The organism is Stutzerimonas decontaminans, assembly GCF_000661915.1.
Taxonomy (GTDB): Bacteria; Pseudomonadota; Gammaproteobacteria; order Pseudomonadales; family Pseudomonadaceae; genus Stutzerimonas; species Stutzerimonas decontaminans.
Map to the genome: position 1 here is coordinate 112636 of NZ_CP007509.1, position 22771 is coordinate 135406.

The following is a 22771-nucleotide window of genomic DNA, read 5'->3' on the forward strand; positions in this document are numbered from 1 at the left end:
ACTACGATACGTTCTAATAGTGTTGCGTCACTCATGATTTACCCACGTATAAATTTCATTGCCTAAATATTCGCCGAAAGCACCGCCGCTAGAACCGGCTAAATATGCTCCTGTGGCTGCGCCAGTAATTGCTATTACCGCTAGAGCAGGCGCTCCAACCGTAACGCCGAATGCGATTGCTACCCCGCCTAATACGGCCATAGCCAGTTTGGCACCTGCAATACCACCCACCGCGCCACCGCCGGCGCTCCATACAAAGCCGCCCACCTGTTGATAACTCGTCTGGCTACAAGTTTGGCTGCTCCCCACGGAACAGGCGTCATGGATTCTGCTCAACCGAACACCACCGTCGATGGCGATGCCCAAATAGCCTAAGCGGCCAGCGCCTTTCGCCCAATTCGAAACCGTATTGATGCGTTGCCCAAGCTGCGGAACTTCGCCTTTTTCAGTAATCGCAGAGGCGTTATGCAGGATCGATTTTGTAGATAGGCCGAGCGTGGTCTTGATGCTTTCGTAATTACGGATATTGACGGTTGAAAGGGTTAGGCGGCCAAGGGAATGATTCAGCTGGCCGAATAGTTGCTGACGCTTTGCATAGAACTCCGGCGAAAATCGGTTGGGGTTTCCGGTGCGGCGCAGCTCCTCGACATACGCGACGTTGATCTTCTCCAGCATGCTTTTGACGTCCCCTAGCTGGCGTCCGGCTGCTGCACTCAGTACACCCAACGCAGTGCTTTGATGGGATGCAACGGTTTCCAGCGAGACGTAGTCCAGAACTTCCAGGTGTCGCTTGACCGTCATGGCTTCGGCGGGTGTCAGCTGTTGGATGCCTTCACTTGCAAGCCTTGCTTGCTCTCTCAGCATCTCGAGGCGCTGTCGGTCAGCATCGGTGCGCGGCATGTTGGAGATGATGACGATCTCCCCAGGCAGTACCGTCTCGTTGAGATGCTCGTTATTACGCTGGAACAACGAGCGGTGGAGGAAGTGCATTTCACGCCCGTAGATCGCCTCATAGATCGCCTGGCGACTCTGCACCCTTTCGTTCCAGTAGAAGGCGACGTCGAATGCCCCGCTGCACTGGCTTTCCTGCATGACCTGCCCTGTGGTGCAGCCGGGGCGTGCTGGGCTGCTCGTGGCAGGCATGCGCAAGACCTGGCCAGCCTGGATCTGGTTGGGGTCTTCAATCTGCGGGTTCAGGCGTAGCAGGCTGCTGACGGTGGTGCCGTGATCGCTGGCGATCCGGGTCAGGCTGTCACCCTTTTGTATCGTGTATTCCATTCGCTTTATCCATGTAGGCCAAGCAGACTGGCTTCGATTCGAGCCAGCCGGTGCTCGGCAGCTTCTTCCTTGTTGGTCAGACCTATTCGAGCCTCGGGGCTGTCGATGGCATCAGGGAACTGCAGTGCTAATTCAACGTACGCGAGCAGGTGCTGTTCGGCCTCGATACCGAATGTCTCGGCTTCGTGCACGCGCTGCTTGACGACCGCTTCCAGCTCCGGGGCGGACTTTTCATGAAAGTCATCCGCAGAAAAGTGGTTGATCAGGCGCTGGATGAAGCGCTGTCGCTCCTGCTGTTGCCAATGAACGAGGTGCTCGGGACGGATCGAAAACCAGCCCTCGTCGTCAGCAGTTCTGCCGAGAGAAATCTGGTTTGTGGTGAAACCTCGCCATTCGCTGTGCTCGGTGGTCAGCCAGACGCCGCTGATCGGGCCGAGCCAAGCGCTCAGCTCGTCTTGCGTGAGGCTGTCGAAGAAGCGCTCGCTCAAGGCCGGGTCGTAGAACCTGCAGAATGCCAGTTCACCGGAGGGCAGCCTGACGCTCAGCAGGCTGCGTAAATGGCTCGCCAGTTCATCGATGCTCGCCGCGCTTTTCAACAGCAGCCCTGCCGATTGCCAGCGCTCCCGGTTCTGCCACATCAGATGCTGCCCCGCGAGGCTGTACAGAATGGGGCTGCATTCCAGCATGGACTCATGGCGCGTACCTCGGTACAGCGGTTCCAGGCGGGGTTCGTCGTCGTGCTGGTAGATGATCTGCAGAGCCGGTAATGCGGCACCATCGAGCAGTAGGTAGAGGTCGTCGCGCTCGATATCCGGGTCTTCTACAGCCTGCATCAGGCGGTGCTCGCGTTCTTGCCGCATGGGCAAACCTCCAACTGGCATGAGCCATCGGCTTGCATTCCGCACTGCTTGACCAACAGCAGTTTGGCGGCCGCGGCCTGTTTGAGTTGCCGCGACATGTTGATCAGGGCAGGCAAGGTGAGGCTGCCGGCAACGGCGCTGGTTGCCAGCCATGGCATTACCGGCGCCAGAATCTTCAGCCCCGACTCCTTTCCGGCAGCGCCACCCGAATTCATCCGGATCGTCGCGCCGCTCAGCGTCACGCCGCTGGGGTCGAGCTTGAGAAAACTGCCGCCGCCGGAGGCGGTGAGTTCCATGCCGGCGTCGATGACGACCTTGCTGCCGGCGTAGTAGTGGATCTCGTTGCCCGCCTCGATGAATTGCCCGGAGCCGATCTTCAGGTGCTGGCTGTTGCCGACAGTGAGGTGATCGTTGGCGCGAATTTCGGTTTTGCGGTCGGCGTGGGTGGTGCGGTGTTCTTCGGCCTTGAATTCGCTGTAGCTGTTGGCCTCGACGGTGTCGTGGCGCTCGTGGCCGACGCGGATCTTCTGGTCGTGCTCGATGTTTTCGTCCCAGTCGCGCTGGGCGTGGATGTAGATCTGTTCGGCGCCCTTGCGGTCTTCGATGCGCAGTTCGTTGTAGCCGCCACCACCCGGTGAGCTGAGCGTTTTGAACACCGTGCGGGTCTTGTTGGCCGGCAGGTCGTAGGGGACTTGGTGTTCCTTGTGGTAGAGGCAGCCGGTCACCAGCGGTTGATCGGGATCGCCTTCGAGAAAGGTCACCAGTACTTCCATGCCGACCCGCGGAATGGCGATGCCGCCGTAGCGGTCGCCCGCCCAGCTGGAAGAGACGCGCAGCCAGCAGCTGGTCTTATCGTCGGCCTGGCCTTCGCGATCCCAGTGGAATTGAACGCGCACGCGGCCGTACTCGTCGCAGTGAATTTCTTCGCCGGCCGGGCCGGTGACCACGGCGGTCTGACTGCCGAGCAGCTTCGGCTTCGGATGGTTTAGTGCCGGGCGGAAAGGGATATCCCACGGCGTAGCGGTGAAGTGGTTGCGGTAGCCCTGAGTGAAGCCGTCACATGACTGGCTATTGCTGGTGACCGACTCCTCCAATACCTGCGGCTGCTTGCCTTCATGCAGCACCTCGGTAAGCAGCCAGAGCTGGTTCCAGTCGCTGCGCGGGTGTTCGGTGAGCGGGAGGAAATGCCCGCTCGCCAGTCGTGGCTGGTCGCTTTCGCCTTCAGCCAGCTCGTAGTCGTGGCGATGGCGTTCCAGGGCGCGTTGCGACAGGTGCTTGCCGCGGGCGCGCTCGGTGAAGCGGCCGGGGTAATCGTAGTCTTCAAGGTCGGGCTGGAAGTCGCTATGGAACGCGGCCTCCATGGTCAGACGCGGCTTTTCGAAGTCGTAGTCGCGGCGCGTGACCCGGCTGGTACGGGTTTCCAGACGCAGGCCGAAACGCTTGATCACCGGCTGGTCGGCGACCAGGCCGCTGTCCTGCTGATAGGCGGTGGCGGCGAGCTTGGGAAAGACGGTCTGGTCGTCGCCGAAGACCAGCACATGGCCGGCCGTGCTGTGCTCGAAGTGGTAATGGATACCTTCTTCCTCGCACAGGCGCTGGATGAAGTGCAGGTCGGTTTCGTCGTACTGCACGCAATATTCGCGCGGCGGGTAGATCACCGGGCCGAGCCCGAAGCGGTAGGCACCGGCCTGGATGCCATGCTCCTCGAGCACCTGGGCGATGATCTGCGGCACGGTCAGGTGCTGGAAGATGCGCTGGTTGGTGCGATGGGCGAGGTAGGCCAGCTGCGGCACGAGCGTGAGCCGATAGCGGGTCAGGCGCTTGCCGGATTCACCTTGGGCGGCTTGATGCACCAGCCCGTGGATGCCGCTGCCGTCCGGCGCCAAGGCGAGGGAGGCCGGGCGATGCAGCAGGCTTTCCAGATCCAGATCGGGGTGCTCGCTGACCAGTTCCAGGTCGAAACGATAGGGCTGACTGATCGCCTCGCGGCCCTGGAATTCGAGCACCTTGAAGTCGTGCTCGATGCCCTCGAGGGAAAGCGTGAAGTGGGCCTGGTTGGCGGGGTTGAACATGGCGTCGTTCCTTCCTTAGAGATCGGCCGGGCTGATATTCAGTCGTTCCATGCGATACAGCAGCGTGCGCCGTGGCAGGCCGAGTTCGCGGGCGGCCTGGCTCTGGTTACCGCCGTTCTTGCGCAGGCAATCCATGAGCAGGCTGCGTTCGACCCGCTCCATGCGTTCGCGCAGGTTCAGGCTGCTGTCCAGGCTCGCTTCCACATGCAGATTGAAGTGTTCCGGCAGCAGCTCACCGCCCTCGCAAAGCAGCACGGCGCGCTCTACCAGACCTTTCAATTCCCGCACGTTTCCGGGGAACGCATAGCCTGCCAGACGTTCGAGCGCAGCGTCGGACCAGCGACACAGATCGCGCTGCAGGAACGCGCAGGCCTTGTCGGCGAAATGCCGGGCCAGGCGCAGGATGTCCTCGTCACGCTCGCGCAGCGGCGGCAGTTCGATAGGGAAGTGCGAGAGGCGGTAGAACAGGTCCTCGCGAAACAGGCCGTTCTCAACTTGACTGCGCAGGTCGCGATGGGTGGCGGCAACGATGCGCACGTCGACCTTGTGGGTTTCGGTGGAGCCCAGCGGGCGCACTTCGCCTTCCTGCAGCACGCGCAACAGCTTGGCCTGCAGCAGCAGCGGCATGTCACCGATCTCGTCAAGAAACAGCGTGCCGCCGTTCGCCGCATCGAGCAGGCCGCTGCGGTCGCGGTCGGCGCCGGTGAAGGCGCCCTTGCGATAGCCGAACAGTTCGCTTTCCAAGAGCTGCTCAGGCAGCGAGGCGCAGTTCTGCACGACGAAGGGCTTGCTACGGCGGAAACCGCAGTCATGGATGGCGCGCGCCACCAGTTCCTTGCCGGTGCCGGTTTCTCCCGTGAGGAGCACGTTGACCGGGCTGTGCAGCACCTTGCCGATCAACTGGTATACCGCGCGCATGCGTGCGCTGTCGCCGATCAGGCCGTAACCGCTGGCGCAGGGGCTGACCGGCGCGGCGGGCGGCGCGGTGCTGCCGGGTGCACGCAGGCGCTGGAGCAGATGCAGCTGGGCGAGGCCGAAGGCGCCGAGCTGGGCCAGCGAACCGCTGAAGCCGTGCAGCTCGCGCGACTCGGTACTGGCCGTCAGCAGCAGGCCGGCAACGCGCTGCTGCTCGTCCTGCAGCGGCAGGCAGAGCAGGCTGCGCCACGGTTTCGGACTATCCGGCAGGAAACCCGAAGCATGCAGGCTGCTGTCCAGTTCGCTGAGGCAGAGGGTCTGGTTCTGGCACAGGCAGTACTGCAGCAGCTGCTCGCCGTCGTAATCGCTCGGCAGGCTAGTGGCTTCGCGCGGCTGTAGCAGGCCGTTGTGCCACTCGGCCGAGAGCGTCAGACGGGTATGGGTGGCGTCCAGCAGATAGAGCTGGCTGAGCTGGCAATCGCTCAGCTGCGCGGCGGTTTCCACCAGCCCGCCGAGCAGGCTATCGGCATTCGCTGCGCGCGCCAGCCCGGCAAAGCGGCCCAGCAGGGCCTCGGCATAGCGCAGCGGCTGTGGCACCTGATTGAACATCGCGGACATCTCAGGCGAACTCACAGACCAGGGCACCCTCGCCATCCAGCGTGGCATGCACCCGCTGCAGCGGCTCGCCACTGGCCATGGCATCGAGCAGGCGATCCACCACCAGCGGTTGCAGGTGCTGCTCGATCAGATGGTCGATCAGTCGCGCACCGCTGTCGCTGGCGCCGCAGCGCTCGGAGAGGTGCGTGACCAGCGCCGGGCAGTGGCTGAACTGCAGCTGGCGCCGCTGCAACCGCTCACCGAAGCGCGCAAGCTTGAGCGCGACCAATTCGTCGAGCACCGCGCCAGCGATAGGGTAGTAGGGCACCACCCGCATGCGCCCCAGCAGCGCCGGCTTGAAGTGCTGCGACAGCTGTGGGCGTATCGCCAGTTCCAGGTCCTCGGCAGTCGGCCGCTGCCCGGCGGTGCAGAAACTGGCGATGCGCTCGCTGGCGAGGTTGCTTGTCATCAGGATCAGGGTGTTGCGGAAGTTGATCTCGCGGCCTTCGCCGTCATTCGCCACGCCCTTGTCGAAGATCTGATAGAAGACGTTCATCACATCCGGATCGGCCTTCTCCACCTCGTCGAGCAGGATCACCGAGTAGGGTTTCTGCCGCACCGCTTCGGTGAGCATGCCGCCTTCGCCGTAGCCGACGTAACCCGGAGGCGCGCCGATCAGGCGGGAAACGCTGTGTTTCTCCTGGAATTCGGACATGTTGATGGTGGTGAGGAAACGTTCGCCGCCGTACAGCAGGTCGGCCAGGGCCAGTGCGGTTTCGGTCTTGCCGACGCCGCTGGGGCCGACCAGCAGGAACACGCCCACCGGAGCGTCGGGTTTGTTCAGCCCGGCTGCTGCCGCGCGCATAGCACGATCCAGCGCTTCGACGGCCTGTTCCTGTCCACGCACCCGGGCGCGAAGATCGGCGGCGAAGTTGGCGACCTGTGCGTTATGTTCACGGGCCAGCTGCGCCAGCGGCACGCCGGTCCAGTGGCTGATCACCTCCGCCACCAGGCGCGGGCAGACCTCATGGCTGACCAGTCGCTGCTCGGCCTGGGCCGCGGCAAGTTCGGTCTGCACGGCGCGCAGCTCGGCCTCCAGCTCATCGAGCGATGGAGCTTCTCCGTCCTCGTTCGTATCGCTGCGCGCTTCGGCCGTGCGTTTGCGCAGGTCGAGCAGGCGCTCGGCGAGGTGGCGCTGATTGGCCCAGCGGGATTCGAGCAGCTCGATCTCGTCCCCCGCCGCGATCAGGCGTTGCTCCAGCCGCTCCAGGGCAGCCGCATCGACCGGCAGGCCGGCGGCCAGATCGCTGCGCATGGCTTCACGCTGGCGCTCGCCTTCGGCGATTTCGCCACGCAGACGTTCCAGCGCCTCGGGCGCGGCGGCGAGACTGATGCGCACCCGTGCGCAGGCGGTATCCAGTACGTCCACCGCCTTGTCCGGCAGCTGTCGGCCAGCCAGGTAACGAGCCGATAGCTCGGCGGCGGCCGCGACGGCATCGTCGCGCAGGTAGATGCCGTGGCTCTTTTCATAGACCGGCGCCAGCCCGCGCAGAATGGTGACGGCTTCCTGAACGGTCGGCTCGTGCAATTGCACCGGCTGGAAGCGCCGGGCCAGCGCCGGGTCCTTCTCGAAATATTTCTTGTATTCGCTCCAGGTCGTCGCAGCGATGGTGCGTAGCTCGCCGCGTGCCAACGCCGGCTTGAGCAGGTTGGCGGCATCGCCGCTGCCGGCCTGGCCGCCGGCGCCGATCAGCGTGTGCGCCTCATCGATAAACAGGATGATCGGCTTGGGTGAGCCCTTCACCTCGTCGATCACGCCCTGCAGACGGCGTTCGAATTCGCCTTTCACGCTGGCACCGGCTTGCAGCAGGCCGAGGTCCAGGCAGAGCAACTCGACGCCCTTGAGTGCCACAGGCACTTCGCCAGCGGCGATGCGCAGCGCCAGGCCTTCGACGATGGCGGTCTTGCCGACCCCAGCTTCGCCGACCACGATCGGATTGCTCTTTCGCCGCCGGGCGAGGATGTCGATCATCTGGCGGATCGCCGAGTTGCGGCAGAGCACCGGATCGAGCTTGCCGTCACGGGCCTGTTGGGTGAAGTTGTGGGTAAAGCGCGCCAGGTTTGACTCGCCACCTGCGGCAGGTTTGCCAGTGCTGCCTTGCGGCTGCTGGCTGAGGGCGAAGTCGCGCAGGCGCTCGGCATCCAGCCGGGCCAGCAGTGGTTGGTAATGGCTGCCGGCATAGCGCAGCGGATTACGCAGCAGAGCGAGAATCAGCGCGGCCTGGTCAATCTGGCTCTGGCCGAGTTCCAGGCTGGCCACCAGCAGGGCATCCTGCAGCCATTGCACCAGTTCGGTGGAAAAGACCGGGTTGCGCGACTCGCTGTGCTCGCCGCGCGGTTGCAGCGCCTGCGCCAGTGTGCCGGCATCGACTTCGGCATCCAGCAAGGCTCGCTTGAGCAGTCCATCGGGACGCTCGAGCAGGCCGAGCAGCAGGTCCTCGACGAGAATCTTGCTGCCGCCACGTACCACGCAGCGTTCGGCCGCGCCTTCCAGATCGCGCTTGGTTTCGGCATCCAGCGCCTGTACCAGCTGTTGCAGATCGACATTGATCATTTTCATCTTCCTTAATGGGTCTGGCTGCCGAGGGTGACCAGGCCGTCGGCGCGGTCGCGTCCGAGCCAGCTGGTCCAGCCGAGGCGGCAGTTGTTGTCGGCGCCGATGCGCAGTTCACGGATCTGGTCCGGGCGAAGCTCTAGGCGCAGGTCGTAATCCAGCGGATCGCGCAGGGTGAAGCGCACCAGCGCACAGAGCGGCTGGTAGCCGCTGCCGATGGGCAGGAATTCGTGGAAGCGATTCCAGTCCAGCTGGCGGATATGGATGCGGAACTTGCCGCCGCGGTCGCGGACCCGCTCGCCGAGCACCAGGCTTTCGCCCAGCTGGCTGTTGGCCTGGCCGAGACAGTTGCGTTGCTCGCCGAGGATTTCCACCTGGCGCTCCAGGCATTGCTCAATGTTCAGCTCGGCGTGCTTGAAGTAGTAGCGCAGCACCGATTCGATCAATGCTGCCGAGTGCGCGCGCAGGCTGAGCAGGCCGAGATAGGGCAGTAGGCGCTTCCAGTTCAGCTCCGGCGCGCTGCGGATCGCCTCGCCGCTGAGCCCGACCAGAGCGAACAGCTGCTCCGAGAACGGGTCATGGGCGCCGCTGGTGAAGCGGGCGCGGTAGCGATATTTCTGCCAGATCGGCAGCAGCAAGCGCTGCAGGCGGTTGTTGAACAGGTCGAGGAAGTCGCGGGTCGGGTTGCCGTCCTCGCTGTCGCCAAGCGCCTGTTCGCCGTAGAAGGCCGGCAGCGGCGAGCCGGCGCCGAACAGGCTGACCAGGTTGATGCGCAGGCGCGCGCGCCACTCGCCGTGCTCCTGGAAGAACTGCACCTGCTCGATATCGCTGCCGGGAAAGCCCAGGCTCGGATTGGCCTGAAACTCCAGGCGCTCGTAGAGCGCCTCGTCGTCCAGGCCGGGGTCGAGCTGGCGCAGGCGATCGAGCACCAGCAGCACACCCTGGAACAGGCTGTACTCGCGGATGCCACGGTTGAGCGGTTTCAGAGCAGCGGTTGCTGACCCATGCGCGGCGTCCATTGGTACACCTCTCCCTGTGTGCTCTGCACGCGCAGCTCGTGATACGAGTTGAGGCTGGCGTAGAGGGCGAAGAATTCGTTGAGCACCGAGGCGAAGAGGAACAGATCGCCCTCACCGATGAAGCCGTCCTGGTTCATGGTCAGTTCGGTACGTACGCCGCGCACCGGCAGCCCGCGATGTAGGCGATCGACGTGCTGGTGGGCGATGTGAGTCAGGCCGCCGAGGCGCCGCCGGCTGACGTTCTCGGCGTGCTTGTCGTAATAGCGCGGCAGGTCATAGGTCTCGAGGATCACCTTGAGCGCCTCGACATTGGCCAGCGACAGGTAGTTCAGCGACATGTTGCTGATCAGCTTCCACAGATAGTCACGCTGCAGCGGCGGCGCGTAGCTCGGGGTGACCGCCGAGATGTTGCGGAAGCTGAGGAATTCCGGCGTGTCGTCGCTGGACCTGCAGATGTCGCCGAGCTTCAGCTGGCGCGGCAGGTTCTGGTTGGTACAGGTGAGCTCGATGGACAGCGTCTCGTGCTGGTCGAGGTTGCGCAGTCCGAAGCTGAGCCAGGTTTCCTGTCCTTCTCCGAGCAGCGAAGGTTGCTGGCGCACGCTGTAGTGCGGCCGCGCCACCGGCACATCGAAGCTGGCGTCATGTTCGAAGGATTCGAACGGCACGTATTCTTCGTAGCCCATGCCGCCGGGTTTCCAGCCGGTGACCCGATCCACCGAGAACACGCCGCACTGCTGCGAATCGTACTCGGCGGGTAACAGCAGGTACTGGTCCTGCTTGCCGTCCAGGCGGATCGGGATGGCATCGTGCGGGAACAGGTTGACCACCGGTGTGCAGTACAGGCGCACGTTGTCCAGCGTCGGACGTATGCGCTGCACGCCGGCCTTGTGAATGTCGAAGCGCAGCTCCAAGCCGCGGGCCTGCTTGAGCAAATCCTCGGGGATGCGCTGGATGACCTCCAGACCCTTGAGGTCGACGAAGAGAAATTTGTCCGGGAAGGCGAAATATTCCTGCAGGTAGCGATAACCGCGGAAAGTGTTGAGCGGGTAGGGGATCAGCGCCTCATCTTCAGCGAAACCTACCGGTTCGACTTGCTTGGCGTTGAGCTGCAAGGGCGCCAGCGGTCGGCCATCGGGGCCGGACAGCGGTTTGCCCTGATCGTCCAGCGGCACCAGTTCGATGCCGCCAAGGTGACGCAACAGGCTCAGGTAGAGCAGCTGGCTGATATAGGGCTCGCCGGCCAGGTGCAGGCGCAGATGACTGAGGCCGATCTCGCCAAGATGGCCGTCGGCGCTCATCTGCAGGCGCAGGCTGAGCAGCGCCCCAGTGCCTTTGACCGAATACTCCAGCGCCTGCAACGCCAGCGGCAGCACCTCGGTGGCGTAGGCGGTGCGAAAGCAGCAGCTGACGCCCTGCACTGGATTGGACTCCACTGGGGTGTTGCGCGGTACCGTCAGCGCAGGACCGGGGCGCTTCAGCGGATCGAACTGCAGCATGCTGAAGGCCGGCAGCGGGCGCATGTAATTCGGCCACAGCAGATGCATCAGCGAGTGGGTCAGCTCCGGCAACTCGTCATCGAGCTTCTGCCGCAGCCGCCCGGTGAGAAAGGCGAAGCCTTCGAGCAGCCGCTCGACATCCGGGTCGCGCCCGGCCTGCCCGAGGAATGGCGCCAGTGCCGGACTGCGCTCAGCGAAGCGCTTGCCCAGCTGGCGCAGGGCGGTCAGTTCGCTCTGGTAGTAATGGTTGAAAGACATGTCTAACGATTCATCCTTGTCGTTTCGTGTCCGGCGCGCTTGCGCGGCGGCACTCCTAGCGTCGGCGGTAGCATCCCGTGGAGGTGTCCATGTTCACGAGCAGGCAGTTGCCGTGTGGCTTCAGCCTCATCTTGTCGAAGAAGGCCCTCGGCCCGCGTTCGTGCAATTCGACTTGCCCGTCCACCATTACCCAGCGCCCTCGACCCTGGATGTCGAGGCTGCCGTAATAGAGCACAGCCTCGAACCTGCCCTGTTCATGGCAGCAGCTGTGAGCCCATTTCCATCACACCGACCAGTTCGTAACGCCCGGCCAGTTCTCGCGGCGGTGGGGAAGTGTTGGTGCAGGCGGCCAATATCAGCGCAAGGGCGGCGAGCGCCAGACGGACGCTGGGGAAGGAGGATTTACCACGAGCCATAGGGCACCCCGTGTTGCTCGATATAGGCCTTGGCTTTGTCCGAGAGAGGGTAGGCGTAGCGTCCCTCGTTCTGTCCAAGGCTCGGCCCTAGCTTGCTAACTGCAGCCTCGAAGCGGCCAATCTCAATGGATTGCAGGCAGGGTCCGCCTAACCAGGCCTTGGCGATGCCGCCGGGAGCGAGGCCGATGGTGATGAATCGGCGATACATTCCTTCGACGACACGCTTCTCGCCACGGCAGTAAGGCGCCTGTGGCTTGAGCATCTCCTCCCGTACCCACTCGGGAACGTTGATGCGCACGTTATAGGTCTGCGGCTCGACTAGCGATTGCCAGCGCACGAAGATAATTTCTGGCAGGTCAATGCCGCGCAGGCCTTTTCCTGCTCCTCCTGCCGGGTGTGAAGGCCAGCCCGCGGTCGTGCTGGCATAGGATGGCACTCCGCCGTTAACTCTTTCGTATGCGAGACCGCGGCGGTCGATCACGTCCACGCTTTCTACCCATACTTCCATATGGTCCGGCGCGAAAGTGCCGGCGTACCACGCGTCAAAAGGCAGCTTAGGTTGGGCTTGGCTGGTGGCGCAGCCGCTGAGCAGAGCGAGCACGCAAGCGAGGAAATTTCTTTTCAGCGCACTCTGGACATAGCGTTCAAGCGGCATGCTGTTGCTCGCCTTAGCATTTGAAATCATGGGCATAGCGCCATGTCGCGGACCCGCCAAATCGTTATGCCGCGGCCTTTACGCTCGATTGGCGAATGCGCTAACTGCGCTAGAAAACGCGCTTTATCGAGCACGATCGACTTGCCTCGAGCGACGATGTCCAAACGGTAACCAGGTGGAACACTCTGCTCGATGCTATCGCTGAAAGTGATTTGGGACAGAACTTCTATGGATTCGCCTGAATCGAGTTTTTGACCCGGGCTAAAGGGTTCCTTGCCATTCGAATATTCGTGGACGGATATTTCGACGGGATAGGCGCACATGTTTTCGAAGTTGGCTACGAAAGCGGATTTCGGTTGCGCACTGCAGCCGGCGATAAAGAATGAGCAGAGCAGTAGGCTTCGCTTAAGCATTGAATTTCACCCTTGCTAACCAGAGCAGCCCCTTTACATCGTTCTCCGAAGCTACGGTGCGCGCCCAATAGTCCAACATGTTGCGTGGACCATCAGAGTGGTAATGCATAAGGTCTATTTCCCCTCCGGCAGGGACCGGGTTGTTGTCCAAAGGCTTCTGGGTCAGGACTGTGGAGGTCGACTTGTGGCTCCACGAATACTCAGGAATCATCCCGCCATCCCCGTACTCGTTAAGGATGAGGTGGCCCAGCTCATGTGCCGCGGTATGCTCGAACTCCCGGTCGGCGTAATCGACCGGATAGTTGGCCGCGGCCCACCAGCCGTGGTTGTGGTAGATCTTCTTGAATATCGCAAAGCTGGTGGAACGTCCGAAGTCATCACTAATCGACGCAATCAAGGGGAAGTCTTTGGCGCTAGGCTTTTCGTTTACCCGCGCCGACACCTTGACTCGGAAGACGCCCTTGTCAGTTTGGACGGCCGCTCCAATGGCGCCACGACTCCCATCACGCGACCAGTAGCGTTCAATACCGCTCTTCGCTAAAGCTTTGAGTTCCTCGAAATTTCTTGCCGTCAGTTGTTCATTACGGCCCTTGATCCCGCCGTTTGAAAAGCTCGGACGGACAGTGAGCTCTACCGTATTCCCGTTGCGATTAACACGTGCATCGACCCAGGTGGCTTCCTCAGCAGAGTTGCTCAGGCGTAACGCTGTCACCTGCTCTTCGCCACCGATGCGGGCTGTCAGCTGTACTACTAGCTGCTCACTCTTGAGCACACGCGTATCGAGTACGCCGTTCAGGTCATAGCCGTCCCACTGCCAGAGGTGCTCGCCTGCGGGTAGTAATCGAGAGGTATCTGTTTCGCTATATATCAACGTTCCCCTGTCGAAAACTTCGAGAGCCAAACTGTCAGCCTTCTGCCTGCGGTTCTGTACTAGGAAGTCGATGGTTTCCCGGTTTTTCGTGGTGCCCGAAGGCAATTCTGCAAAGTCTGAAATCATAAGGGGCGTCAGCACTCGGTTGCCTCCATGCATAAGCCGGATGCTGTAGTTCAGCGCCGCTTGTTCTGAGGCTTGCGCAGCAGGAACAATGGCATTGATGAGGGTGGCTGCGGCGGTTGCTGCAACGGAAAGCGAAGAAACCGGGCTGGCCGGCATTCCGCCGCCACTTGCGCCAATAATCACCGTCCCCGAACCGGCGGTGACGACGTTGCCATGGTTACCCACACTGCCTACCACCGCCGCCGGCTTGCCATCGATCAGCACGTTGGGAATCACTGCGCTGGCCATTGCGCCGCCGCAGGCGGAGGCGTCGCCCATGCGTGCGGCCGGCCGGCCGTCGAACAGCACGTCGGGTGAGCCGGCGGCGATGGGGTTGGTGCCGTGGCCCGTCTTCGGGCAGGCGGTGGGGTCGCCGAGGCGGGCTGCGGGTTTGCCGGACATCCGTTGTCTCCTTACTGGACCTTGACCTGTCCGCTGCCATCCAGGCTGGCGGAAAAGCTGACCTGGCGCTTGAGGCCATCCACTTCCAGCAGGCCTTCGATGGTGAAGGCGAGGGTCAGTGGGTCGTGGGTTCGCGGCAGCGACAGCACGCGCACCTGGGTCAACCTGGGTTCGTACGCTTCGATGAAGCGTTCGATAGCGATACGCGCCTGCTGCAGCGAGTCGTGCAGCGACAGGCGCATATCGTTGAGATCGGGCAACCCGTAGTCGGGCAGCGTCTGCACGCTGCCCGCCCGGGTGCTGAGCATCTTGGCCAGATGGGCAGCCACCGAGGCCATCGCCGCGACTTCGCGGCTCCAGCCGGAACGCCGCGCGGCGTCGCCGCCGAGGCGTTCGAAGAGGCTGCCGTATCCGTTCAAGTGCTTATTCCTTGTCCAGCTTGCCGACCAGCGACAGGGTGAAATCCGCGCCCATGTACTTGAAGTGCGGACGCACGCTGAGGCTTACGCGGTACCAGCCCGGTTCGCCCTCGACGTCGCTGACGTTGACCTGGGCGGCGCGCAGCGGACGACGGCTGCGTACTTCGGAGCTTGGGTTCTCCTGATCGGCGACGAACTGGCGAATCCACTTGTTCAGTTCCAGCTCAAGGTCGGTGCGCTCCTTCCAGGCACCGATCTGCTCGCGCTGCAGCACCTTCAGGTAGTGCGCCAGGCGGTTGACGATGAACAGGTAGGGCAGCTGGGTGCCGAGCTTGTAGTTCAGTTCGGCGGTCTTGCCTTCCTCGCTGTTGCCGAAGAACTTCGGCTTCTGTGCCGAGTTGGCGGAGAAGAACGCGGCGTTGTCACTGCCCTTGCGCATGGTCAGGGCGATAAAGCCTTCTTCGGCCAGCTCGTACTCGCGACGGTCGGAAACCAAAACCTCAGTTGGGATCTTGGTCTCTATCTCGCCCATGCTCTCGAAGTGGTGCAGCGGCAGGTCTTCCACTGCGCCGCCGCTCTGCGGGCCGATGATGTTCGGGCACCAGCGGAACTTGGCGAAGCTGTCGGTCAGGCGGCTGGCGAAGGCGTAGGCGGTGTTGCCCCACAGGTAGTGCTCGTGGCTGCCGGCGACGTTTTCCTTGTAGACGAAGCTCTTCACCGGGTTGTCTTCCGGATCGTAGGGGTTGCGCAGCAGGAAGCGCGGTACGGTCAGGCCGACGTAGCGGGCATCTTCCTGTTCGCGGAAGCTCTGCCACTTGGTGAATTGCGGGCCTTCAAAATGATCCTTGAGGTCCTTCAGATCCGGCAGGCCGGTGAAGCTTTCCAGCCCGAAGAATTTCGGGCCGGCAGCGGCGATGAACGGCGCGTGGGACATGCTGGCGACGCTGGCGACGTACTGCATGGTCTTCACGTCGGGCGCGCTGGGGTCGAAGAAGTAGTTGGCGATCAGCGCGCCGACCGGCTGGCCACCGAACTGGCCGTACTCGGCGGTGTAGATGTGCTTGTACAGGCCGGACTGGACGATCTCCGGGCTGTCCTCGAAGTCGTCCAGCAGGTCCTGCTTGGAGGCGTTGAGCAGCTCGAGCTTGATGTTCTCGCGGAAGTTGGTGCGATCCACCAGCAGCTTGAGGCCGCGCCAGGAGGATTCCAGTGCCTGGAACTGTGGGTGGTGGAGGATCTCGTCCATCTGCCGGCTGAGCTTGGCGTCGATCTCCGCGATCATGCGGTCGACCATCGCCTTCTTCACCGGCTCGTTTTCGTTCTGCGGCTTGAGCAATTCTTCGATAAAGGCCGAGACGCCGCGTTTGGCGATGTCGTAGGCCTCGTCATCCGGGGTCAGGCGGGTTTCGGCGATGATGCGGTCGAGGATGCCGCCTTCGGCGAGGGAGTTGCCGTGCTCGACGGCGGCTGCGCTAGTGGTCATGTCGATGTGCTTCCTTGTCGGTGATATCAGGCGTCCAGCTTCTCTTTGGCCGCCAGGCCCAGTTCGCCGAGTACGCGGTCACGCGAATCGTCGTCGGCGAGTACGCTTTCGATGGCCTTGCGGAAGGCCGGGGCATTGCCCAGCGGGCCCTTCAGGGCGACCAAGGCATCGCGCAGTTCCATCAGCTTCTTCAGCTCCGGAACCTGCTCGACCAGATTGGCCGGGTTGAAGTCTTTCATCGAATTGATGCGCAGCTGCACGGCCAGCTCGTCATCGGTCTGCTCGTCCTGCAGACGGTTCGGCACGCCGAAGGTCAGGTTCAGCTCCTGCTTGGCCAGGACCTCGTCGAAGCTGTTCTTGTCGATGGCGATGGGCTTGCGGTCTTCGATCTTGCGGTCGTCGGCACGCTGGGTGAAATCGCCCAGCACCATCAGCTTGAGGGGCAACTCGACCTCTTCCTGAGCGTTGCCGGTGGCCGGCTTGAACGTGACGTTGATGCGTTCCTTGGGTGCAACCGAGCCTTCTTTGGCCATGGTGTTCTCCTTTGCGTTAATCCAGCACCACTTCGAGATCGAGGTGGCACAGCCTGCGGTAAATCTCATCCTTGCTTTCACGCACGGCGTGGTTCTGCGGCAGCAGCTCGCAACAGCTGTGCAGCAGGCGCAGTACCTCGAGGGCGAGATCGGGTTCCCAGCTGCCCAGGCCGCTGGCCTCGAGCTGCTGGTCGAGTGCTTCGAGCTGAGTTTTGGCCAGCTCGTATTTCTTGGCCTGGTAGCACAGGCGGGCGAGGCTCAGCTGCCAGAAGAAACGCTCGCGGCCACCGCGGGCGCGCGCCAGGCCCTGTTTGAGCTGCTGCACGGCGGGTTTGAGGCCGTCCTTGCGCAGCAGCGGCACGACTTCCTGCAGCGCGAGCTCCCAGCTCGGTTGCGGGGTGCCGGCTACGGGCGGCTCGTCCTGCCTGGCGGCTGTGGACGGCTGCACATGGGGCATGACCTGGCCACTGATCCAGGCGCGAGTTTCGGCATCGGCAAACGGGGTGCCGTCGTGAAAGCACAGTTCTTCCAGACGCGGCAGGCGTTGCAGGAACAGCGCGAGCTGGATCTCCACCTCGCGCATGGCCTGCTCGGCGTCCAGCTCCTGCAGGCATTCCCAGGCCAGGCGCTGGCCATCCAGCCAGAACGGGGCACGCGCGGTGCTGTTTTCCAGATCCACCAGCAGGTCGGCGTACTGCCCCTGAGCGAAGCGTTCGCGATAGCTGGCCAGTTTATCGGCGGGGACGCCACGCAGCGCGGTGACCTGCTCGTTGTTGTGCTCCGGCAGGCTGTCGATGCTCAGCCAGAGCAGGGTACGCGCGAGGCGCAGTGGGCGCAGGTCGCTGGTGCGCTGCTTGAGCCACCAGGCGGTCAGCGGGCGGGCCTGTTCCTGCAGGTTGCGCAGAGCCTTGAGCGCTTCCTTGTCGTTCTCGATCGGCGAGCCGGGGGCGAAGACCTGGCTGGCGACCTGCTTGACCTGGGCGATGGCCGCGCCCACCGTACCTGGCTGCGGCTGCCCCTGGCTGGCGCGCTTGACCATGCCGTCGAGCTGACGGCACAGCGGCAGCAGCAGCGGTGCGTTTTCGCCCAGATGGCCGGACAGGCATTGTTCCAGTGCGTGCAGCTGCTCGGCGAGGCCACGGAACAGCGGTAGCTGTTCGCCGATAGGCACGTCTTCGGAAAAGGTCTGTTCCAGGCGCGGCAGCAACCAGTTGATCGCGGCGGCCCGGGTGCGTGGCTTGCGCGGATGCAGCTCGGCCCAGTGATTGCTGCACAGGTACTGCAGAACGCTTAGACCGGCCTGCAAACCGGCGAAGGATTCACGCTGGAACAGGCTCCAGGTCAGCCAGGCGGCGGCGCGCAGATCCTTGGAGAGCGAGGCGAGCAGCATCTCACTGCCTTCGCGGACCTTCTGCCAGTCGATACCGGCGGTTTGGTGCAGTGCGCCGGCCTTGGCCAGTTCGGTCTCGAGCAATTCGAACTCGCTGCTGTAGCGAATATCGTCGCCAGCGAAATTGCTGTCATTGACCGGCTTTCTGGCAAGTTCCAGATAATGCTTGCTGAGTGCGCTGGCGTGCATTGGGTCTTCCGTGACGCTCAAGTTCGATCCGTGAACTTTGAAACAAGCCTTATATAAGTAATAGGCAAGTTTCCGAGAAAGGAGGTGCGCAACTTTTTGCGCACGGTCCCTGCGCAACAAATTGCACAGGACCTTATGGGGTGGGCATCCTAGACGGGGGGTATGCGCCATTCAAGGCGAGAAGTGTGATCTCTGTTGCAGCAGGGAATATTAACCGGCTCTCGACGGAACTAATTCAAAGCTGCTGTGAAAGTGCTGTCTGCGAGGCAATTAATGATGTGCGAAATAAGCTAGTTGCTTGTAAGTGATCACTTACAGGCAACTAGCTACTCGGTCACAGAAGATGATGGGAAGATGTTATAGCGCTATCGACGATACCGAGTTAGAACCCGGTAGGCACCGCCGTTATGGACACGCCCAGCGTGTGCTGCTGCCCTGGCTGAAGCTCGACCACATCGTTCAGCACATTGGCTGTCTCGATGCAGGCCATGCGCTGCCACGCATCGTTGGCGAAGCTGGACAGACGCTTGGACTTGTCTATCCACGGATTCCACAGCACGGCGGAGCGTGAACCCCTGGTGGTCAGCTGGATACGGCGCTGCCACGTCGGGTCGATAAGGCTGAGGGTGTTTGGCAGTTGCTGGTAGACGCGATCAGTCTCGCTGCTGAAATGCAGGTCGCCCTGTTGCTGGCATTCTTTCCAGTCCAGCAGCGTATCGATGTACGGGCAGCCGGACAGACCTTCTGCGCGCACCTGATGGATGTCGCTGACGGCGAAGTAGCTGTGCAGCGCCTGGCTGATGGCAACGCTTTCGTCGCCGTCGTTGCGGCTGCTGAGGCTGAGCTGGAGGTCATCGGCGAGGCGAATCTGCAGCGTCAGTTCGACCCGGTGTGGCCAGCCCGGCAATTCGCCGAGCGCCTGTGGGCAGTGGAGCTCGAGAATGGCAACGTCGCCTTCGCTGCGTTGTTCCCGCAGTTGCCAGGGCAGCGTGCGCACCAGGCCATGGAAGGGTGCGGGTTGTTCGCCGTGGTAGCTCGCCTGAACGGCTTGCGGGTTACGTGCCAGGTCGCCGAACCACGGCCAGCACACCGGCACACCGCCGCGTACCGACTGGCCCTGCTGGAAGGCGGCCTCTTCGCTGAGCCAGATGATCGGCGGTGCGTCACCCTGGCGATAGCTGAGGATCTGCGCGCCCTGTTCGGCGACCAGCAGTTCGTCCTCACCGCGGCGGATGTGCCAGCAGGTGAGTTGATCCTTTTCGATGCGTTGGATGTCGAGTGGCATGAGCTGTCCCGTAGTGTGAATGGGCGTTCGTCTGACAACGGGCGCATGGCGGGATTTCATCTGCCTGCCGAGAAGGGCGGATGTTGCGCTACATCCGCCGTGGCTCCATTGGGTGGGACGCCACCCGGTGAATCGGCGCAGCGCGATCCACCCCACCGGTCCCGCGGTTTACCGTCCCTGGCAGGCGTCGACGCGCAGCCAGCGTTCCAGCAGCTTGAAGCCCTGCATTAGGATAAAGGCGATCAGCAGGTAGATCAGGCCGGCGGTGAGGAACATCTCCTCATGCAGGTAGGTGCGTGCGGCGATCTTGCGCGCCATGCCGGTCAGTTCCAGCAGGGTGATGGTGCTGGCCAGGGCGCTGGCCTTGAGCATCAGGATCACTTCGTTGCTGTAGGCCGGCAGGCCGATGCGTGTGGCGCGTGGCAGGATGATGTGCAGCAGCGCCTGTGCGCGGGACATGCCCAGCGCCCGGGCGGCTTCGACTTCACCGGGCGGCACGTTCTGGATCGCACCGCGGATGATCTCGGCGATATAGGCGGCCGTGTGCAGCGTCATGGTGATGATCGCGCACCAGTATGGATCACGCAGGTACGGCCAGAGCGCACTCTGGCGCACCACCTCGAACTGCGCCATGCCGTAATAGACCAGGAACAGCTGGACCAGCAGCGGCGTACCGCGGAAGAAGAAGATATAGCCGTAGGGCAGGGCGCGAACCGCCAGGTGCCGTGACGAACGGGCGATGCCCAATGGCACGGCGACGATCAGGCCGGCGATGACCGATACGCCGACCAGTTGCAGGGTCAGCCAGGCACCATCGATGAAACTCGGCAGCCACTTGATGAAGATTTCCCAGGTCATGCTGCGCTCCGCACGAAGCCGCGGGCGGCACGTTTTTCAAGGAAGTGCATGCCGATCATGGCGACGATGGTCAGGCACAGGTAGATGAAGGCGGCGACCAGGAAGAAAGTGAAGGGCTCCTTGCTGGCGGTCACGGCAATCTGCGAGCGGCGCATGATCTCTTCCAGGCCGATGACAGATACCAATGCCGTGTCCTTCATCAGGATCATGAACAGATTGCCCAGTCCCGGCAGCGCCAGGCGCCACATCTGCGGCAGGATCAGCCGCGTGAAGATTCTCCGCTTGTCCAACCCCAATGCCAGGCCAGCCTCGCGGTGCCCCTTGGGAATGGCCAGCAGCGCGCCGCGGAATACTTCGGTGGCGTAGGCACCGAAGCACAAACCCAGGGCGATGGTGCCAGCGGCGAACGGGCTGAGGGCCAGATTAGCGATGCCGAACAGCTCGCCGATGCCGCGAATCAGACTGATGGTGCCAAAGTAGATCAGCAGCACCCAGAGCAGTTCGGGTACGCCGCGCACGATGGTCGAATAGGTGCCGCCGAGCCAGCGCAGCGCGCTGTAGGGCGAGGTCTTGGCGAGAGCGCCGAGCAGACCGAGCACCAGCCCCAGCGCCAGGGAGGCGAGGGCCAGTTGGATGGTCATCCAGGTGCCGGCGATAAGGGCCGGACCGAATCCGTGAAGGTCAGGAATCATAGGAGCTCAAACACCGAAGCCCGGTCGGCCAGTTTCAGGCGACCGGGCTTCGGCTCGGTTGGATCAGTAAATGCTGAACGGGAAGTACTTGTCGTTGATCTGCTTGTAGGTGCCGTCAGCGATGATCTCGGCCAGCGCCTTGTTCAGCTTCTCACGCAGCTCGTCGTTGCCCTTGCGTACAGCGATGGCGATCTTGTCGTCATCGAATACCGGCTCGCCCTTGAACTCGAAGCTTTTGCCAGCATCGCTCTTGAGCCATTCCCACTGCACGAAGGTGTCAGCCAGGATGCCGTCGACGCGACCGGAGGCGAGGTCCAGGTAAGCGTTTTCCTGGGTGTCGTAGAGCTTGATGTCGACGACGCGATCCAGGTTGTCTTCCAGCCAGGTGCCGGCGATTGTGGCGCGCTGAGCACCGATCACCTTGCCTTTCAGATAGCCTTCATCGGTCTTGAAGTCGACGTTCTTCGGCGCCACGAACTGCAGCTTGTTGGTGTAGTAGTGGTCGGTGAAATCGACGGCGTTCTTGCGCTCTTCGGTGACCGACATCGAGGCGGCGAGGAAGTCGAACTTGCCGGCGTTCAGCGCGGGAATGATGCCGTCCCAATCGGAGGTGACCACTTCGCACTCGGTTTGCATCTTGGCGCAGAGTGCGTGGGCGATGTCCAGGTCGAAGCCGACCACCTTGCCGCTGGCGTCGATCAGGTTGAAGGGTGGGTAAGCGCCTTCGGTACCAATCCGTAGTTTTTCCGCGGCGAATGCCTGGGTGCTGATGATCAGCGAGGCAGCAGCGGTCAGCAGGATCTTTTTATAGCTCTTCATGCGGTGTTGCTCCATTAGCGATGGCTGGACATGAATTGTTTACAGCGCGCCGATTGAGGGTTGTCAAATACCTGCTCGGGCGTTCCTTGCTCCTCGACCAGGCCCTGGTGGAGGAATACCACTTCGCTGGATACCTGCTTGGCGAAATTCATCTCGTGGGTGACGAGCAGCATAGTCCGGCCTTCCTCGGCGAGCGACCGAATCACTGCAAGCACTTCTTGTACCATTTCCGGGTCGAGCGCCGAGGTGGGCTCGTCGAACAGAATCACCTTGGGCTGCATCGCCAACGTGCGGGCGATCGCCGCGCGTTGCTGCTGACCACCAGAAAGCTGGTTGGGGTAGACGTGGCGTTTGTCGGCAATGCCGACCTTGGCCAGCAGGGCTTCGGCCACTTCGGTGGCTTCGGCCTTGCTCTGGCCGAGCACCCGGCGTGGGGCCTCGATGATGTTGTCGAGGATGGTCATGTGCGGCCAGAGGTTGAAGTTCTGGAACACGAAACCCAATTCGCTGCGAATCCGGTTGAGCTGCTTGCCGTCGGCAGCGACCAGGTCACCCTGCTTGTCGCGCTTCAGCTTGAGCTGCTCACCAGCCACCAGAATCTCGCCCTCATGGGGGTTCTCCAGCAGGTTGATGCACCGCAGGAAGGTGGATTTTCCGGAGCCTGAAGAGCCGAGGATGGAAATCACGTCGCCATCGCGGGCGGTCAGCGAAATGCCTTTGAGAACTTCCAGATCGCCGTAGCGCTTGTGCAGGTTGCGGATTTCCAGTGCAGGGATGGCCTCGGCCATGTGGGGTCCTCTTACAGACCGGCGAAGGCCGCCATGGTCTAGATATCTGATGGTGCGCTCCGCGCGAACTGCTCGCCGTCCTGGCGAGGCGCAAACCTAGCATGCGATGCGGCATGCGCCAAGCGCGATGCGGCGTTGAGCGGTATGACCGATCGGTCACGTTTCCCTGGCCAACGGTGCGACTCCATCTGTATAGATGAAATCAACGCTGCACGCGCGGGCGCACTCCGGTGCGTGGCGCAAATGGCAGGTTCGGCCCGTTCCGTGCGGGCGGAAGCTGAAAC

General features: G+C 62.6%; 20 protein-coding genes. All 20 read right to left on the bottom strand.

Annotation, left to right across the window (positions count from 1 at the left end; translation table 11 throughout):
- Nucleotides 1–27 precede the first annotated feature (27 nt).
- The gene (locus UIB01_RS00555; protein ID WP_038655877.1) at nucleotides 28–1278 is read right to left on the bottom strand and encodes a LysM peptidoglycan-binding domain-containing protein; all 1251 of its coding nucleotides are present in this window, start codon (nucleotides 1276–1278) and stop codon (nucleotides 28–30) included.
- 5 nt (nucleotides 1279–1283) lie between these two features.
- Complete coding sequence (locus tag UIB01_RS00560; RefSeq protein ID WP_038655879.1) at nucleotides 1284–2138, bottom strand: DUF4123 domain-containing protein; 855 nt, start codon at nucleotides 2136–2138, stop codon at nucleotides 1284–1286.
- Entirely contained in the window at nucleotides 2111–4210 is a 2100-nt protein-coding gene (locus UIB01_RS00565; RefSeq protein WP_038655881.1) for a type VI secretion system Vgr family protein, read from the bottom strand. The genes UIB01_RS00560 and UIB01_RS00565 overlap by 28 nt, the downstream gene beginning before the upstream one ends.
- A 15-nt stretch (nucleotides 4211–4225) precedes the next feature.
- On the bottom strand, nucleotides 4226–5734 hold the full coding sequence (locus UIB01_RS00570; protein WP_038665273.1) for a sigma-54 interaction domain-containing protein: 1509 nt from the start codon (nucleotides 5732–5734) through the stop codon (nucleotides 4226–4228).
- Nucleotides 5735–5744: 10 nt separating this feature from the next.
- Nucleotides 5745–8336 (bottom strand): type VI secretion system ATPase TssH, encoded by a 2592-nt coding sequence (gene tssH / locus UIB01_RS00575; RefSeq protein WP_038655883.1) that lies wholly within the window; start codon nucleotides 8334–8336, stop codon nucleotides 5745–5747.
- A gap of 11 nt (nucleotides 8337–8347) precedes the next feature.
- On the bottom strand, nucleotides 8348–9355 hold the full coding sequence (gene tssG, locus UIB01_RS00580; protein WP_038655885.1) for a type VI secretion system baseplate subunit TssG: 1008 nt from the start codon (nucleotides 9353–9355) through the stop codon (nucleotides 8348–8350).
- Nucleotides 9319–11109 (bottom strand): type VI secretion system baseplate subunit TssF, encoded by a 1791-nt coding sequence (gene tssF, locus UIB01_RS00585; RefSeq protein ID WP_038655887.1) that lies wholly within the window; start codon nucleotides 11107–11109, stop codon nucleotides 9319–9321. Before tssF ends, tssG begins: the two co-directional genes overlap by 37 nt.
- Before the next feature lie 254 nt (nucleotides 11110–11363).
- A complete protein-coding gene (locus UIB01_RS23345) occupies nucleotides 11364–11525 on the bottom strand; it encodes a hypothetical protein (protein WP_230585275.1) in 162 nt (53 codons plus the stop codon).
- Nucleotides 11512–12150 carry a DUF2931 family protein gene (locus UIB01_RS00595; RefSeq protein WP_038665276.1) on the bottom strand — a complete coding sequence of 213 codons (639 nt, stop codon included), beginning with the start codon at nucleotides 12148–12150 and terminating at the stop codon, nucleotides 11512–11514. The genes UIB01_RS23345 and UIB01_RS00595 overlap by 14 nt, the downstream gene beginning before the upstream one ends.
- Before the next feature lie 56 nt (nucleotides 12151–12206).
- On the bottom strand, nucleotides 12207–12593 hold the full coding sequence (locus UIB01_RS00600; protein ID WP_038655889.1) for a hypothetical protein: 387 nt from the start codon (nucleotides 12591–12593) through the stop codon (nucleotides 12207–12209).
- On the bottom strand, nucleotides 12586–14031 hold the full coding sequence (locus UIB01_RS00605; protein ID WP_038655891.1) for a PAAR domain-containing protein: 1446 nt from the start codon (nucleotides 14029–14031) through the stop codon (nucleotides 12586–12588). Before UIB01_RS00605 ends, UIB01_RS00600 begins: the two co-directional genes overlap by 8 nt.
- 11 nt (nucleotides 14032–14042) lie before the next feature.
- Entirely contained in the window at nucleotides 14043–14450 is a 408-nt protein-coding gene (gene tssE, locus UIB01_RS00610) for a type VI secretion system baseplate subunit TssE (protein WP_003303358.1), read from the bottom strand.
- A 4-nt stretch (nucleotides 14451–14454) separates the two neighbouring features.
- The gene (tssC, locus tag UIB01_RS00615; protein WP_038655894.1) at nucleotides 14455–15933 is read right to left on the bottom strand and encodes a type VI secretion system contractile sheath large subunit; all 1479 of its coding nucleotides are present in this window, start codon (nucleotides 15931–15933) and stop codon (nucleotides 14455–14457) included.
- 26 nt (nucleotides 15934–15959) lie between these two features.
- The gene (gene tssB / locus UIB01_RS00620; RefSeq protein ID WP_008567243.1) at nucleotides 15960–16466 is read right to left on the bottom strand and encodes a type VI secretion system contractile sheath small subunit; all 507 of its coding nucleotides are present in this window, start codon (nucleotides 16464–16466) and stop codon (nucleotides 15960–15962) included.
- 16 nt (nucleotides 16467–16482) lie between these two features.
- Nucleotides 16483–18045 (bottom strand): type VI secretion system protein TssA, encoded by a 1563-nt coding sequence (tssA, locus tag UIB01_RS00625; protein WP_038655898.1) that lies wholly within the window; start codon nucleotides 18043–18045, stop codon nucleotides 16483–16485.
- 382 nt (nucleotides 18046–18427) lie between these two features.
- On the bottom strand, nucleotides 18428–19330 hold the full coding sequence (locus tag UIB01_RS00630; RefSeq protein WP_038655900.1) for a D-hexose-6-phosphate mutarotase: 903 nt from the start codon (nucleotides 19328–19330) through the stop codon (nucleotides 18428–18430).
- 168 nt (nucleotides 19331–19498) lie between these two features.
- The gene (locus tag UIB01_RS00635; protein WP_038655902.1) at nucleotides 19499–20188 is read right to left on the bottom strand and encodes an ABC transporter permease; all 690 of its coding nucleotides are present in this window, start codon (nucleotides 20186–20188) and stop codon (nucleotides 19499–19501) included.
- Nucleotides 20185–20880 carry an ABC transporter permease gene (locus UIB01_RS00640; protein ID WP_038655903.1) on the bottom strand — a complete coding sequence of 232 codons (696 nt, stop codon included), beginning with the start codon at nucleotides 20878–20880 and terminating at the stop codon, nucleotides 20185–20187. Before UIB01_RS00640 ends, UIB01_RS00635 begins: the two co-directional genes overlap by 4 nt.
- Before the next feature lie 63 nt (nucleotides 20881–20943).
- A complete protein-coding gene (locus tag UIB01_RS00645) occupies nucleotides 20944–21699 on the bottom strand; it encodes an ABC transporter substrate-binding protein (protein WP_038655905.1) in 756 nt (251 codons plus the stop codon).
- A gap of 14 nt (nucleotides 21700–21713) precedes the next feature.
- A complete protein-coding gene (locus UIB01_RS00650; RefSeq protein WP_003281313.1) occupies nucleotides 21714–22487 on the bottom strand; it encodes an ABC transporter ATP-binding protein in 774 nt (257 codons plus the stop codon).
- Between the last annotated feature and the right edge of the window lie 284 nt (nucleotides 22488–22771).

Coding starts and splice junctions, on each gene's coding strand:
- UIB01_RS00650 (WP_003281313.1), bottom strand. CDS start 22,487: ATGGCCGAGGCCATCCCTGCACTGGAAATCCGCAACCTGCACAAGCGC.
- UIB01_RS00640 (WP_038655903.1), bottom strand. CDS start 20,880: ATGATTCCTGACCTTCACGGATTCGGTCCGGCCCTTATCGCCGGCACC.
- UIB01_RS00555 (WP_038655877.1), bottom strand. CDS start 1,278: ATGGAATACACGATACAAAAGGGTGACAGCCTGACCCGGATCGCCAGC.
- tssH (WP_038655883.1), bottom strand. CDS start 8,336: ATGATCAATGTCGATCTGCAACAGCTGGTACAGGCGCTGGATGCCGAA.
- UIB01_RS23345 (WP_230585275.1), bottom strand. CDS start 11,525: ATGGCTCGTGGTAAATCCTCCTTCCCCAGCGTCCGTCTGGCGCTCGCC.
- tssG (WP_038655885.1), bottom strand. CDS start 9,355: ATGGACGCCGCGCATGGGTCAGCAACCGCTGCTCTGAAACCGCTCAAC.
- UIB01_RS00570 (WP_038665273.1), bottom strand. CDS start 5,734: ATGTTCAATCAGGTGCCACAGCCGCTGCGCTATGCCGAGGCCCTGCTG.
- tssF (WP_038655887.1), bottom strand. CDS start 11,109: ATGTCTTTCAACCATTACTACCAGAGCGAACTGACCGCCCTGCGCCAG.
- UIB01_RS00630 (WP_038655900.1), bottom strand. CDS start 19,330: ATGCCACTCGACATCCAACGCATCGAAAAGGATCAACTCACCTGCTGG.
- UIB01_RS00560 (WP_038655879.1), bottom strand. CDS start 2,138: ATGCGGCAAGAACGCGAGCACCGCCTGATGCAGGCTGTAGAAGACCCG.
- UIB01_RS00645 (WP_038655905.1), bottom strand. CDS start 21,699: ATGAAGAGCTATAAAAAGATCCTGCTGACCGCTGCTGCCTCGCTGATC.
- tssC (WP_038655894.1), bottom strand. CDS start 15,933: ATGACCACTAGCGCAGCCGCCGTCGAGCACGGCAACTCCCTCGCCGAA.
- UIB01_RS00605 (WP_038655891.1), bottom strand. CDS start 14,031: ATGTCCGGCAAACCCGCAGCCCGCCTCGGCGACCCCACCGCCTGCCCG.
- UIB01_RS00635 (WP_038655902.1), bottom strand. CDS start 20,188: ATGACCTGGGAAATCTTCATCAAGTGGCTGCCGAGTTTCATCGATGGT.
- UIB01_RS00565 (WP_038655881.1), bottom strand. CDS start 4,210: ATGTTCAACCCCGCCAACCAGGCCCACTTCACGCTTTCCCTCGAGGGC.
- tssA (WP_038655898.1), bottom strand. CDS start 18,045: ATGCACGCCAGCGCACTCAGCAAGCATTATCTGGAACTTGCCAGAAAG.
- UIB01_RS00600 (WP_038655889.1), bottom strand. CDS start 12,593: ATGCTTAAGCGAAGCCTACTGCTCTGCTCATTCTTTATCGCCGGCTGC.
- tssB (WP_008567243.1), bottom strand. CDS start 16,466: ATGGCCAAAGAAGGCTCGGTTGCACCCAAGGAACGCATCAACGTCACG.